The sequence below is a fragment of the Arsukibacterium sp. genome, from assembly GCF_041616895.1.
Taxonomy (GTDB): domain Bacteria; phylum Pseudomonadota; class Gammaproteobacteria; order Enterobacterales; family Alteromonadaceae; genus Alishewanella.
In genome coordinates this window covers 17,891-31,268 of record NZ_JBFJPY010000033.1, presented here as the reverse complement: position 1 = coordinate 31,268, position 13,378 = coordinate 17,891, and the positions used below count along the sequence as shown (strand labels likewise).

Sequence of the window (13,378 nt, the reverse complement as noted above, 5' to 3'; positions counted from 1 at the left end):
TTTTACAGGATGCGCAACGTCTGCTAAGCAGGCAAGGCAGCTGGCTGATTAGTGACAAACTGGCTGCTGATTTCCAACTGCTGCATGCGCAACGTGATACCCTGGTATATGTGCAACACGGTTGTGTTCCGGTCGACATTTCACAGGTAAGAACCATGTTTCAGCAAATGCTGGCGCTTGATATTGCTGACGGCATTGTGGTCAGCAGTGCTGGTTTTTCTAATCAGGCCTGGATTTTTGCCCAGGAAGCAAATATTCGCTTGTTGGACAACAAAAGCTTAAGAAAACAGCAAAAACGCGCAAAAATTCAGCAAGTGCCACTAATTCAAAGCTAATATCAAAGTTTCATCAGGATTTTTAGCAATAAAAAAGCGATATTCAGTAGCGAAAGGAATCAAAATAATAAACATGGACTGCTTCACTTCCTGCATAGCTGGCTTCGGCCAGCTTTTTTATGTGCGCCTATCCAGTTGCTATAAAATCAATTTAACTTATTTTAAAACGGGTGGCGGCAGACTGAAGTTGTGCTGCTAATCTGGCAACATCGTCACTGTGCACCAAAGTACGTTCTGCTTTACTGGTACTGCTATTTGCCAGTTGCACCATGTGCTGCATATTGTCGCTAATGGCAGTACCTAAGTCGAGCTGGCTGGCACTGGCATCGCTTACCGCATTACTTATTTGCCGGGTTTGGGCAATCGCCTGATTAACCGCTTCCAGTGCACTGGCCAGTTGCGCCGTGGTCGCAACACATTGCTCGGCGTCTGTCTTGCCGGTAAGTATTGAAGCCACCGCCTGCTCGCTTTGTTGCTGTAAACTGGTGATCATCTGGCGTATTTCACTGGTGGCCTGCTGGGTGCGCCCGGCTAGTGAGCGCACTTCATCTGCGACAACGGCGAATCCGCGACCTTGCTCACCAGCCCGCGCTGCTTCTATGGCTGCATTTAACGCCAATAGATTCGTCTGTTCTGCAATGGCGCTGATGGTCGTCAGGATGCCCCCAATGTTAGTAGACTGATCATTTACTTTATTCATTACATCGCTGGTGCCGGATAACTGAACAGCCAGGCCGGTTATCAGCTGTTTATTCTTATCAGAAATTTTCTGAATGTGTTGGCTTTGCTCCAGGGCCTGGCGCATGGCCTCACCTGCCTGTTGTGCCTGAACGGCGACGGTCTGGGTATTATCCGCTAACGCTTCTGTGATGCCGTTAACCCGGCTGATTTGCTGCTGCTGCTGTTGCAGTGACTGACTGATTTCCTGTACTTCATGGCTGGACTGACTGGCATTGCTGTTCAACTCAGTCGCATTTTGCTGAATATTGGTAATCAAACTTCGTAGAGCAGCAATCAGACTGTTTACTTTAGCCGATAACGCACCAAATTCGTCTTGCTGGACAATAGTCAATTCACGGGTTAAATCGCCTGTGGCAATATTACCCAGCATATGGTTAATGCTGGCCAGCGGTTTTAACATCGCGTTAATGGTCAGATAGGCGGCGGCCACAGCCAGTAGCACCAGCACTAACATCATCACCAAAGTACGGTTGCTGCCAGAACTTAACGCGGTTGATACTTGTTGCTGCAACTGAGTAAAGCGTTGATCTGCCAGTGTTACCACCTGATCCAGCGCCATAATGGCTTGCGCCACCTGTTGCTCTGAGCTGTTGAGTTGTCGGCGAGCACTCTGCTGTTGAGCCAGCTGTTGTTGTTTTATGCTAAGCAAGCTGCTCTCGCTTTGCAGTTGCTCAGACAAGGCGCTGAATTGCTGTTGGAACTGTGGCCAGAGTCCATCAGTTTCAATGCCACTAATTTGCCGGTCGAGATAATCAATATTGACCTGAATATCGCTAAGGGTGAAGCCAATATTCTGTTGGTTCCGCTCCAGTACCGCCAGGTCAACATAGGCTGCGACTTCACGCACAGTATTCAGTAGCCCGAGAATTTGACCATCAATTCGCCCGGCATTGCCACTTATTTGCTCCATGACATCATCATCCAGTGACAGATCGGCATCGGCTAAATCAAGCAAGCTGGCGCCGGCATCATCAATAGCCGTTTCCAGCAGGGCGAGTTCTGCTTCTACCGCCTTTGCAGCGGCAAGGCTCTGCTGGCGGGCATTGAACATGCTATCTACAGCGGCGCTATATTGGTTAAAGTGAGTCAGTGCAGCCTGCAACGGTTGTTGTAATGCAGTGTCCTCAGCCGTCAACTGATTAAAATCAGTGATCAGCGAGCTAAACTGCTGGCGGCTGGCAATAAACTGTTGCTGATAATTGTTTATTTCAGTTTGCTGTTCAGCGGTAAAGCCTAACGCCGATAACTTTGCCAGCTTAAGTAACTGGATCTGAGCCAGATTGCTCTGCTGCTGAGCAGGCACGGCCAGTTGATTAACATCATTACTGTAGCGGGTGACTGTATTAAAACTAAACAGGGCTAAAATGCTGGCTAACAGCAATAGCGCTGCAATAAAACCGAAGCCTAACACAACTTTATGAGCAACTTTTAACGTCATAGTATTTGCCGCCAGCAGGCTGTTTTTCACAAGTATAGTGATAAAACGAGGAGTTGATTTAAAAACAACAAGGTAGCAAACAAACAGAAACGGGTCTAGCCGGAAATGTGGTTAGAATGGTGATTTAAATACCAAGGCGCACCAGATTGGTGCGCCTTATAAAGCTATTAAGATAGCGGCCTGGCGTTAAAAGCTGCTGAGTGATGCCGCTGGAATAAATTGATTCAGCGCCGCGCTGCGGATCAGGCTGGCACTTTTTTCTATATCCGGCCCAAAATAACGGTCTTGCTGATAAAAGCTGACTTCGGCTCGCAGCAGGGCTTTGGCATTCTCCAACAACGTGGTCGAGGTTAACGGCGCCCTGAAATCCAGTCCCTGTGCTGCAGCCAGATACTCCACTGCCAACACGCCGGTGGTATTCTCACTCATATCTGCCAGGCGCCTGGCGGCAAAGGTTGCCATCGACACGTGATCCTCCTGATTGGCCGAGGTTGGCAGGCTGTCCACCGATGCCGGGTGAGCCAGGCTTTTATTCTCAGACGCCAGTGCTGCCGCAGTAACCTGAGCAATCATAAAGCCACTGTTGACGCCGCCGTTAGGAACCAAAAATGCCGGTAACTTACTTAAACTGGCATCAATTAGCAGTGCCATCCGACGCTCAGACAGCGCGCCAATTTCCGCAATAGCCAGTGCCAGATTATCAGCCGCCATGGCCACCGGTTCAGCATGAAAGTTACCACCCGAGAGAATATCGCCTTCATCGGCAAAAACCAGCGGGTTGTCAGTGACACCATTCGCTTCAACCTGCAGCACCTCTGCCGCCTGACGAATTTGAGTTAAGCAGGCGCCCATTACCTGTGGTTGGCAGCGCAGGCTGTAAGGGTCCTGCACTTTGTCACAGTCTTTATGCGAGGCCCCAAGCTCCGAACCATTCGCTAATAAATGCCGGTAGATTGCGGCTGCATCAATTTGGCCACGCTGGCCGCGAGCCAGGTGGATTCTGGCATCAAAGGGAGCACGACTGCCAAGCGCTGCTTCAACACTCATGGCCCCAATCACTGCGCCGGCAGCAAACAGGTTTTCAGCACGGAACAAGCCTTCCAGCGCCAAAGCAGTTGAAGCTTGCGTACCATTGAGTAATGCCAGTCCTTCTTTCGCCGCCAGAGTAAGCGAAGACATCCCGGCCAGAGCCAGTCCTTCCGTTGCATCGTAGATCTGGCCGCGATAGCTCACTTCACCTTCACCAATTAATGGCAACACCATATGTGCAAGTGGTGCTAAGTCACCCGAAGCTCCGACCGAGCCTTTAATTGGAATGCACGGATATAATTCGGCGTTAACTAAACCGATCAGTGCCTCAATTACTTTTAGCCGGATCCCGGAAAAACCACGGGCGAGGGCATTAATTTTCAGTACCAGCATCAGTCGCACAGTACTGTCATCCATAAAATCACCAAAACCGGCAGCATGGGACAATACTATCGAGCGTTGTAACAGCTCCAGTTCTTCGTTTTTAATCCAGGTGTTGGCCAGCAAGCCAAAGCCGGTATTGATGCCATAGACGACTTTATTCTGTTTAATCACATTCGCGACGCAGTCTGCCGACTTCTCAATTGCAGGTATCGCAGCGCTGTCTAGTGTTAGCTGCACGGGCCCTTGCTGTACCTGGCGTAACTGGGCAAGTGTTAAGGTACCCGGCACTATATTTAGTGTAAAACTCATGCTGTTACTCCGTAACCATTGGTAAGTCTAAGGCCTGCTCTTTTGCGCAGTTCACGGCAATGTCGTAGCCGGCATCAGCATGACGCATTACGCCGGTGCCAGGGTCGTTCCATAGCACCCGGCCAAGCCGGGCGGCTGCTTGCTCAGTGCCGTCAGCGACAATAACCACACCGCTGTGTTGGCTGTACCCCATACCAACGCCACCGCCATGATGCAGTGATACCCAGGTAGCCCCCCCGGCGGTATTAAGCATCGCATTTAATAATGGCCAGTCTGATACCGCATCAGAGCCATCCAGCATGGCTTCAGTTTCCCGGTTAGGGCTGGCAACAGAGCCGGAATCGAGATGATCGCGGCCTATCACAATCGGCGCCTTTAACTCGCCGTTTTTCACCATGTCATTAAACGCCAGGGCAAGCCGCGCCCGGTCTTTTAAGCCAATCCAGCAGATGCGGGCAGGCAAGCCCTGAAATTGAATGCGCTGCCGCGCCATGTCCAGCCAGTTATGCAGATGGGGATCGTCCGGAATAAGTTCTTTTACTTTCGCATCGGTTTTATAGATATCTTCGGCATCACCTGACAGGGCGACCCAGCGAAACGGTCCGATGCCCTGACAAAATAAGGGCCGGATATAGGCTGGCACAAAGCCCGGAAAGTCAAAGGCATTGGTCACGCCTTCATCATGTGCCATTTGGCGAATGTTATTACCGTAATCGGTAGCTACTGCACCGCGCTGTTGCATGGTCAGGATGGCTTGAACCTGCACTGCCATTGATTGTTTGGCCGCCTTTACCACGCCGGCTTCATCAGTTTTGCGCTCTGCAGCAGCTTGCTGCATGCTCCAGCCTCGGGGCAGATAGCCATTTAGCGGATCATGCGCTGAGGTTTGATCGGTTACCACATCGGGAGTAATACCACGCTCGACCAGCTCTGCGTATATATCAGCGGCATTGGCCAGCAAACCGATAGAGGTTGGTTTGCCTTCTGCTTTTGCTTGTTGCAGCATTGCTAATGCTTCGTCCAGAGAATAAGCTTTCTTGTCGAGATAACGGGTTTTTAGCCGAAAATCAATGCGGCTCTCGTCAACCTCACAGGCAATCATATGAAAGCCCGCCATAGTGGCAGCCAGTGGCTGAGCGCCACCCATTCCACCAAGACCGCCGGTTAAAATCCATTTACCAGTTGCGGAACCAGCAAAATGTTGTCTGGCCATCGCAACAAAGGTCTCATAAGTGCCCTGGACAATGCCCTGGGTACCAATATAAATCCAGGATCCCGCGGTCATTTGGCCGTACATCATCAGACCTTTGCGATCCAACTCGTTAAAATGTTGCCAATTGGCCCAAGCAGGTACCAGGTTAGAGTTGGCGATAAGTACCCTGGGAGCGTCCGGGTGAGTAGGAAATACCCCAACCGGTTTACCACTTTGCACAAGCAATGTCTGGTTGTCTTCCAGCCGGTTCAAGACCTCAACGATTTTGTCGAAGCACTGCCAGTTGCGGGCAGCCCGGCCAATACCGCCATATACCACCAGCGCTTGCGGGTGTTCGGCCACTTCCGGATCCAGGTTGTTCATTAACATCCGCTTGGCGGCTTCGGTTTGCCAGCTTTTTGCGGTGATGCTAGCGCCGCGCTCGGCGCGAACTATCCGGCTGTTATCAATACGTGAGTCTGTCATCAGATACGCTCGTTGTTGTTTGGTAATGAAAAATTCAGATGGCCGCCTAATCGGTAGCGGCTACCCGGTGATGTTAAATATGCCAGGCTGACCGCACCATCCCGGCTAAAGGTGCGGCGGGTCAGGCGCAAACAGGGTTCGGCTTTTTTCAGCATTAAATGCTTACAGGTAAAATCGTCCGGCCAAATCGCTTCAACGGTATGTTCCGCTTCGGTAAGCGGCGCAATCAGGCTAAGATACTGATGAGGCGTCTGGTGGCTAAAATCCTGAGAAATATAAGCTGGAACCTGCAATGGGTTGACATACCGTGCTTCTAGTTGCAGCGGCAGACCATTCTCCAGATGCACGATCAGGGAAAAAAATACCGGGGCATTACGTTGCAACCCCAGGGCAGAAGCAATGATGGTCGGGCAGGGTAATTCGGTCAGCTGAAGTAACTTTGCGCTATAGGCATGGCCCCGGGCCTGCACCTCATCGGCAATATTCCGAATTTCCAGCAGGGATGATTGAGACTTTAACGCTGCGACAAAGCTGCCAACGCCCTGGGTTCGGTATAAAATACCTTGTTCTGTCAGCTCTTGCAGTGCACGGCGCGCTGTCATCCGGCTTACGCTGAATTGCTCGGCCAGTTCATTTTCTGAGGGTACCCGGCTATGTTCCGGCCAGGCACCAATCTCTATCTGACTGAGCATAAACTCTTTTATTTCAGCAAACTTGGCCATTGCCACTCCACTACGCTAAAAAACACGGCATGATTAAATACCGAGGCTTAATAAAAAATACTGCAATTTAGTTGTATATACAAGTTGTTGGTGTAAAATTATTTGGTTATCTAATGAGGGAGAGGCCTATGCAGCAGTTTGATGCCATCTGGATTAATGCCAATATTGCTACCATGATAAACAATGGTAAACCCTACGGCACCATTGAAAACGGTGTGCTGGCAATTAAGGATGGTTTGATTGCTTTTGTTGGCAGCCGCAATGCATTGCCAGAGTTTGATGCCATGGCAACACCGCTGCACGATGCACAGGGACAATGGCTGCTACCCGGCTTTATTGATTGTCATACTCACCTTATTTATGCCGGCAACCGGGCCAATGAATTTGAAATGCGCTTAAATGGTGCCAGTTATCAGCAAATTGCCGCAGCAGGTGGCGGTATTAACGCCACGGTAGCGGCCACCCGTGCTGCCAGCCATGAACAGTTATTCAGCCTGGCAAAAGACCGGCTGAACACTTTGCTGGCACAGGGAGTGACAACGATGGAAATTAAGTCGGGCTACGGTCTTGATTTAGCCACCGAGCAAAAAATACTGGAAGTCGCCGCTGAACTGGATAATCACCACCCGGCAACGTTGGTTAAAACATTTTTAGGGGCTCACGCACTGCCAGCTGAGTTTAAAGGCAATGCGGATGGCTATATTGACGAAGTATGTAAGATGCTGCCAAAGCTGAATGCCAACAAGCTGGTGGATGCGGTGGATGTGTTCTGTGAGGGAATAGGCTTTAGTGTTAGCCAATGTCGCAAAGTGTTCGCTACCGCCCACGCGCTGGGATTACCGGTAAAAGCCCATGCCGAGCAGCTGTCAAACCTGGGTGGCAGCAGTCTAGTCGCCGAGTTTGGGGGCTTGTCAGCTGACCATGTTGAGTTTTTAGATGAAGCGGGCGTGGCAAAGATGGCAGCAGCAGGTACAGTAGCAGTGTTACTGCCCGGCGCTTATTATTTCCTGCGGGAAACCAAGCTGCCTCCTGTCAGTCTGCTGCGGCAATATCAGGTGCCAATGGCGATTGCCACTGATTTAAATCCGGGAACATCGCCATTGTGTTCCATACCACTAATGTTAAACATGGCTTGCACGCTATTTCGCTTAACGCCCGAGGAGGCCTTACTGGGGATAACCCGCCATGCTGCAACCGCATTAGGGCTTAGCGATCGCGGCGTAATAGCCAGCGGCATGCGGGCAGATTTTGGCTGTTTTAATATCAGCCAGCCAGCTGAGCTTTGCTATCAGTTTGGCGTGAATCAGCTTAAGCAGCTGATCATTAACGGTAAGCCAGTAAGGCTCTGAGCCATACGGCTTTACAAGTAGTAAATTTGGGGTAAGCTGTCAGTAAAACCCAACTTCGCAGTAACAAGGTGTGGTAGCGCCATGGTAATTGGATCCAACCGTTTTTCAGCTTTGTGGCTGGTCAGTGTGAGCGGGCCGGCGATGGCGAGTCAGGTTGAACCCACATTGCCTGTTACAGCGCTTTTAGTCATGCTGCTTCTATTACTGTGTTTCGCATTTATTTATATTGTGATTTTAAAATTCCGGCTGAAGGGGGCATTGCAACCCAAGGCCGATTTGGTAGGGTTTTATTCCTTACACGACGATATAAGTGGCTTCCCCAATAAATATGCATTGCAACGAAAGCTGGATGATATTCTGAACAGTGCGCCAGAGCAGAAGTTTGCGCTGATCTTGCTAAAAGTAGAAGAGTTTGACCAGATAAACCAGCTGCTGGGTCATAGCAACAGCAATTTAATTCTGGCCCAAATAGCCCAGCGAATTAATGATAATCTGGCCCATGAAAGTAAAATACTGACTTACGAATATCGCCAGCAACAACCGGTTCGGGTATGCCATCTGGGCAGCGTTGACTTTGCTATCTGGCTGGATATCGGTAACCAGAGCGCACGGGCCGAATTTTTAGCGCAGCAATTACAAAAATCAGTGCCCCAGCCGATGCTGGTGCATGGCTGTGCGATCGAATATCGGTTAGGGGTAGGTATTTCGCTCTATCCTGAACATAGCACCCAGTTTAACGAGCTTCTGGAGCGGGCCTATCTTGCGTTACAGCATTACCAATGGCGCCGGGGTGCCGGCTTATTATTTACCCCGGACATGATTAACTATACCACAGAGAAACTGGCGCTGATGGCCGAACTTCGTCAGGCCATTGATCAAGATCAACTGGTGTTGTTTGTTCAGCCGCAAATGGCGATGCGCAACCGCCAGGTGTTGGCGGCGGAGGTGCTTATTCGTTGGCGGCATCCGCAAAAAGGCTTACTGGCGCCCGAGGCGTTTTTAGCACTGGCTGAAGATATGGGCGTAATTTATCCGCTTAGCCTGTGGGTATTAGAGCACGCGATAAAAACCATAGCCAGCCTGACTGAACAGGGGCTGGTCAGCCGGATTGCCGTTAATATCTCCAGCAAAGATTTATTGCAGGATGAGCTGATAGAGGCCCTGGAGCGTCTGTTTAATAAATACCAGGTGAAGCCGCAACTTCTAATGCTGGAAGTCAGCGAAAATGCGTTGGTGGCACAGCCAGAACGCACCATGGCAATGATGCAACGACTGCATGCACTGGGTGTTGAACTGGCACTGGATGATTTTGGTACCGGCTTTTCGTCTCTGGCGTATTTACGTCAGTTGCCTGTGCAATACGTTAAAGTTGACTGCAGCTTTATCAGTGAATTACATAAAACCGAGGCGCACATTGCCATCACCGGGGCAATTATCGATATGGCACGTAATCTCGGGTTAGGGGTGATCGCAGAAGGGGTCGAGAGTGCCGAAGTTGCTGACAAGTTATTGCGAATGGGCTGTGTCCGAGGACAGGGGTTCTGGTATTCACAGCCTTTCGAACTGAGTGGTTTTCCGGCATGGTTGCGCCAATGGCAACATCGGCACCCGGGCTAAATTTCCGGCGGTTGCAGCGCTTTACCCGCAATAAATGCCAACACCAATGCGCTAAGCACCTGACCACATTGACTGATACCTGCCGCAACACCTGCCGGATGACATGCCGGAGCGGCTTCTGCCAGGTGCAGGTAGCGGGCGCGGGGTAATGTTGCCAGTTGAAATACAAACTGCGCCGCCTGTTCAACTGTCAAACCAGTATAGTTTAGCGCGCTAGCCGGCATGCTCTGAATACTGTCGGTATCCAGTTCAATGGCGATATCGGCCGCACCCTGACAGCAGTGCTCAATTGCCTTGTCTACTGCCTGCTGATAACTGAGCTCCTGGCGTACCGCAATTTGCTGATAGCTCAGGTAGTTGCCGCCCGCTTGTTGCAACAGCGCTAAGCTTGTCGCAGAGTTTTTTTGCAGGTCAAGCCCCAGTACGGTGTAGTGCCCCAAATATCCGGCTGCACTGGCATAGCTAAAGCCGTTGCCACTGTGGCGTCCTTCAAGTGGTCGGAAATCGGCATGGGGATCCAGATTTGCACAGTTGACCGGATGTCCGCTTACTTCAGCCAGCGCTTGTAATAACGGCAAGGCATTATTGTGGCCACCACCAATAACCAGCGGATACAGCCCGGCCTTAAAGATAAGGCGTACCTGCTGATAAACCCGCTGATCAAGTTCGACGCAAAGTTGGCGCAACTCCTGAAGTTGTTCTGGGTTCTGATTACTCAACGTTGCCGCACGTTGCTGCAGATCGCTGCACGCTATCTGGCCGAGTAATAAAATACGACTGGCGTTAAGATGATCGTTATGTTGCAGATTGAGAAAACGCTGCAAAAAAGCATGCCAGCCCAGTTCGGCGCCGGGATTGCCCATATTAGCCAGCGGACCAATGCATTCGGCAATACCCAACAACACAAACTGACCGCCCGCTGCTTTATGGGCTGCCAGCAGTTCAGCGGTAGTGCGTTCTGACTGTGGCAATGTTAGTTGCGAGCCCAACCGGTCTTCGCCACTGCGCCCGATGCAGTAGTTGTTTAAGTCACTAACCGTAAATCGTTGTAACATCAGGCAACTATCCTGTTGTTATTCGATGTCGAGCGGGTCCGGTGACATAATAATGCCGGTGCTGTCAGCATACAAATGATCACCAGGCAGAAACGTCACGCCAGCAAAATTAACCGGCACCTCGGTTTCACCAAAACCGTTGTCGTCAGCGCCAATCGGTATGGCGTTGACCGCTTGAATACCAATTTCAAAGTCTTCCAATGCGTCTAAATCACGAACGCTGCCATAACAGACAATGCCTTCCCAGCCATTGCCGGCTGCCATGCTGGCCAGTTCTGCATCAATCAGCGCACGCCTGGCAGAGCCGCCGCCATCAATTAACAGTACCTTGCCGACACCTTTATCCGCCAGCATCTGGCGGATCAGGCCGTTGTCTTCGAAGCATTTAATAGTGTGAATTTGGCCGCCGAAGGAACGTCTGCCACCATAATTTGCAAAAATAGGTTCGACCACGTCAACCTGATCCGCATAAAGATCGCACAGTTCTGAGGTATTGTATTCCATAGTAGGCTCCGTAAGACAACAGCGTTTGCACAGTATAGCGCTATGCTTTGCAACCTCAAGGGAATAATGTTGGTTAAGCATGCTTTTGTATTCAACAAAGTATTGCTGCAAAAGCAATTTGTTTGTTAAGGTGGTATTGCCATGCCATCAGAGAGCGAACCGTGTCAGCAGAATTATTCGCCCGAATACCGCTGTATTTAACGCAAGCAATATTAGCGTTGCTGATGGTACTGTCATTTTGGTATTACCTGCGGGTTTACCGGCAGCGCTATTTGAAATATTGGCTGCTGGCTTTTCTGGCCTTTGCCGGCTATCAAACTTCCGTTTTACTGTTAAATAATTCGCCACTAGGTTCATCTGGGGTAAAATTACCGCTCTTAATGCTTATGCATTTTTGCTTTTATGCATTTGCATTACTAATGCTGCTTGGCAATCGGTTGCAATTTACCAACAACAGCATGCCATTGTTTCGCTGGTCTGCCCATTTCTACTTTCTGATTATTTTAGCGTTGGCAATGGCCAGTGCGTTGTTGCCGGAAATATTAACGGTATTAGCGCCGTGGCAAACATTTCTGGAGTTTAGTTTTCGTTTTATTGTTGGCGGGCTGTTGTTGTTCAGCGCCGGGATCTGGCTGTGGCAAAACAGCAATTATAGAGTCGGCCCTCGTTTATCGGCGGCAATTTTGTTGTTATGGGGCGCGCTTTACCTGATAACTGCGGGTGGTGAAATTTTGCAACCAACGAGTTATTTCTCGCTAAAGCAGCTGATGGTTTATAAAAGCATTGAGCTTACTTTATTGGTAACGCTAGGGTTTTCACTGGTTATTTGGTTACAGGAGAATGAGCGCAGTACTAACCTTAAACTCACCGAAAAAACCCGTTACCTTGATCAACACGATCAACTGACCGGCGCACTCAATCGTGATGCCTTGCTGCTTCAGCTGGACCAGTTAATTGGCAATAACAGTGCAGGTAGTTTGCATGTGGTGATGTTGGGGCTGGATAAATTTAAAAACGTCAATGAGTCTGTTGGTCTTAAGCAAGGTGATCGGATCTTGCGGGAAGTGATCCGGCGGTTCGAGCAAAGCATTGTTAAACCAACACTGATTGCCCGCACCGGTGGTGATATTTTTGGTTTGGTGCTGGCGGATATTGTCAGTGATAAGCAACTGCAATATAGCTTGCAGCATATCCAGCAGCTTATCGAAAAACCCTTTTTACTCGATAGCGGGCCAATAAAGCTGACAACCAGCATCGGTTTGTCGCACTTTCCCATTCATGCCTCAACGGCAGAACACCTGTTGCAGCAGGCCAATATCGCCTTTCATCAGGCCAAACGTTTGCAAGCCAGCTGGTTGAGTTATCAAACTGGCATGGAAGAAGAAACAGCCCGTCTGCTGGCGTGGGAAAGTGAATTGCTGCAGGCAATCAGTGAAAATCAGTTTGTATTGTATTACCAACCGCAGCTGAGCTTACGCAGTAACTTGCTTGAGGGGTTTGAGGTGCTGGTTCGCTGGCAACACCCGCAACGTGGCCTGCTAATGCCGGGGCAATTTTTGCCGATGTGCGAGCAACTTGGTCTGAGCCAGGTCCTGGATTTAGTAATTTTGCGCAATGCCATTGCCAGTATTTCGCGGTGGCAGCGCCAGGGCGTCACCATTCCGCTGGCCATTAATATGTCGCCGATCCACTTTGAGCAAGAAGGGCTAAAACAGGAACTTACCGGGTTGCTGCAGCAATATGCGGTGTCACCTGAAATGGTCGAGTTAGAAGTGACAGAAAATACCGCGATGCAGGATATGGAGAAAGGCTCTAACTTTGCGCTGGAATTACAACAAATGGGCATCAAAGTGTCGATAGACGATTTTGGGACCGGGTATTCATCGTTGGCTTATTTGCGCAAAATGCCAATTGAAAAAATAAAGATAGATCGTAGTTTTGTGATGGACATGACATCAAATGACTCTGACATGATCATAGTCAAAACCATGATAAAGCTGGCGCATGGCCTGGGCAAACGTATTCTGGCTGAGGGGGTGGAAACCGTTGACCAATTGAATTTACTACGCAGTTTATCCTGCGATGCAGTGCAGGGTTATTACATTGCCAAGCCACTACCTGAACCGGAAGCATTAGCCTTTTTTAAAGCATATCCGCGCTAATTATACAGATCCATGCTGTTAACATTTAATAAAGTAAACTAATCTTAAGTTTCTG

10 protein-coding genes are annotated in these 13,378 nt (G+C 49.8%); 4 read left to right on the top strand and 6 right to left on the bottom strand.

Annotated features, from left to right (window positions below; translation table 11 throughout):
- A partial coding sequence (locus ABY802_RS07750) for a restriction endonuclease (protein WP_372626475.1) occupies positions 1-335 on the top strand: 335 nt, incomplete at its 5' end.
- A 151-nt stretch (positions 336-486) separates the two neighbouring features.
- Here the strand turns inward: ABY802_RS07750 and ABY802_RS07745 are convergent.
- The 4 genes from ABY802_RS07745 to hutC form a co-directional block, all read right to left on the bottom strand.
- Positions 487-2,514, bottom strand: a complete 2,028-nt coding sequence (locus ABY802_RS07745) for a methyl-accepting chemotaxis protein (RefSeq protein WP_372626473.1) — start codon at positions 2,512-2,514, stop codon at positions 487-489.
- A 186-nt stretch (positions 2,515-2,700) separates the two neighbouring features.
- Complete coding sequence (gene hutH, locus ABY802_RS07740; RefSeq protein ID WP_372626472.1) at positions 2,701-4,236, bottom strand: histidine ammonia-lyase; 1,536 nt, start codon at positions 4,234-4,236, stop codon at positions 2,701-2,703.
- 4 nt (positions 4,237-4,240) lie between these two features.
- Complete coding sequence (gene hutU / locus ABY802_RS07735) at positions 4,241-5,914, bottom strand: urocanate hydratase (protein ID WP_372626470.1); 1,674 nt, start codon at positions 5,912-5,914, stop codon at positions 4,241-4,243.
- Positions 5,914-6,636 (bottom strand): histidine utilization repressor, encoded by a 723-nt coding sequence (hutC, locus tag ABY802_RS07730; RefSeq protein WP_372626469.1) that lies wholly within the window; start codon positions 6,634-6,636, stop codon positions 5,914-5,916. Before hutC ends, hutU begins: the two co-directional genes overlap by 1 nt.
- Before the next feature lie 128 nt (positions 6,637-6,764).
- Between hutC and hutI the strand changes: the two genes are divergently transcribed.
- Both hutI and ABY802_RS07720 read left to right on the top strand, forming a co-directional pair.
- A complete protein-coding gene (hutI, locus tag ABY802_RS07725) occupies positions 6,765-7,985 on the top strand; it encodes an imidazolonepropionase (RefSeq protein ID WP_372626468.1) in 1,221 nt (406 codons plus the stop codon).
- Between the two features lie 81 nt (positions 7,986-8,066).
- A complete protein-coding gene (locus ABY802_RS07720) occupies positions 8,067-9,602 on the top strand; it encodes a putative bifunctional diguanylate cyclase/phosphodiesterase (RefSeq protein WP_372626467.1) in 1,536 nt (511 codons plus the stop codon).
- Here ABY802_RS07720 and ABY802_RS07715 read toward each other — a convergent pair.
- Both ABY802_RS07715 and rraA read right to left on the bottom strand, forming a co-directional pair.
- Entirely contained in the window at positions 9,599-10,657 is a 1,059-nt protein-coding gene (locus ABY802_RS07715) for an arginase family protein (RefSeq protein WP_372626466.1), read from the bottom strand. The two genes, ABY802_RS07720 and ABY802_RS07715, sit on opposite strands and share 4 nt — an antisense overlap.
- 18 nt (positions 10,658-10,675) lie before the next feature.
- Positions 10,676-11,161, bottom strand: a complete 486-nt coding sequence (gene rraA / locus ABY802_RS07710; protein WP_372626464.1) for a ribonuclease E activity regulator RraA — start codon at positions 11,159-11,161, stop codon at positions 10,676-10,678.
- Positions 11,162-11,322: 161 nt separating this feature from the next.
- On the opposite strand from rraA, the gene ABY802_RS07705 reads away from it, so the two are divergent.
- A complete protein-coding gene (locus tag ABY802_RS07705) occupies positions 11,323-13,323 on the top strand; it encodes a putative bifunctional diguanylate cyclase/phosphodiesterase (RefSeq protein ID WP_372626462.1) in 2,001 nt (666 codons plus the stop codon).
- Positions 13,324-13,378 lie beyond the last annotated feature (55 nt).

Bases quoted from the DNA above. Each gene is read 5' to 3' on its own strand.
- ABY802_RS07715 (WP_372626466.1), bottom strand. From the start codon at position 10,657: ATGTTACAACGATTTACGGTTAGTGACTTAAACAACTACTGCATCGGG.
- hutC (WP_372626469.1), bottom strand. From the start codon at position 6,636: ATGGCCAAGTTTGCTGAAATAAAAGAGTTTATGCTCAGTCAGATAGAG.
- ABY802_RS07745 (WP_372626473.1), bottom strand. From the start codon at position 2,514: ATGACGTTAAAAGTTGCTCATAAAGTTGTGTTAGGCTTCGGTTTTATT.
- hutU (WP_372626470.1), bottom strand. From the start codon at position 5,914: ATGACAGACTCACGTATTGATAACAGCCGGATAGTTCGCGCCGAGCGC.
- rraA (WP_372626464.1), bottom strand. From the start codon at position 11,161: ATGGAATACAATACCTCAGAACTGTGCGATCTTTATGCGGATCAGGTT.
- hutH (WP_372626472.1), bottom strand. From the start codon at position 4,236: ATGAGTTTTACACTAAATATAGTGCCGGGTACCTTAACACTTGCCCAG.
- ABY802_RS07720 (WP_372626467.1), top strand. From the start codon at position 8,067: ATGGTAATTGGATCCAACCGTTTTTCAGCTTTGTGGCTGGTCAGTGTG.
- hutI (WP_372626468.1), top strand. From the start codon at position 6,765: ATGCAGCAGTTTGATGCCATCTGGATTAATGCCAATATTGCTACCATG.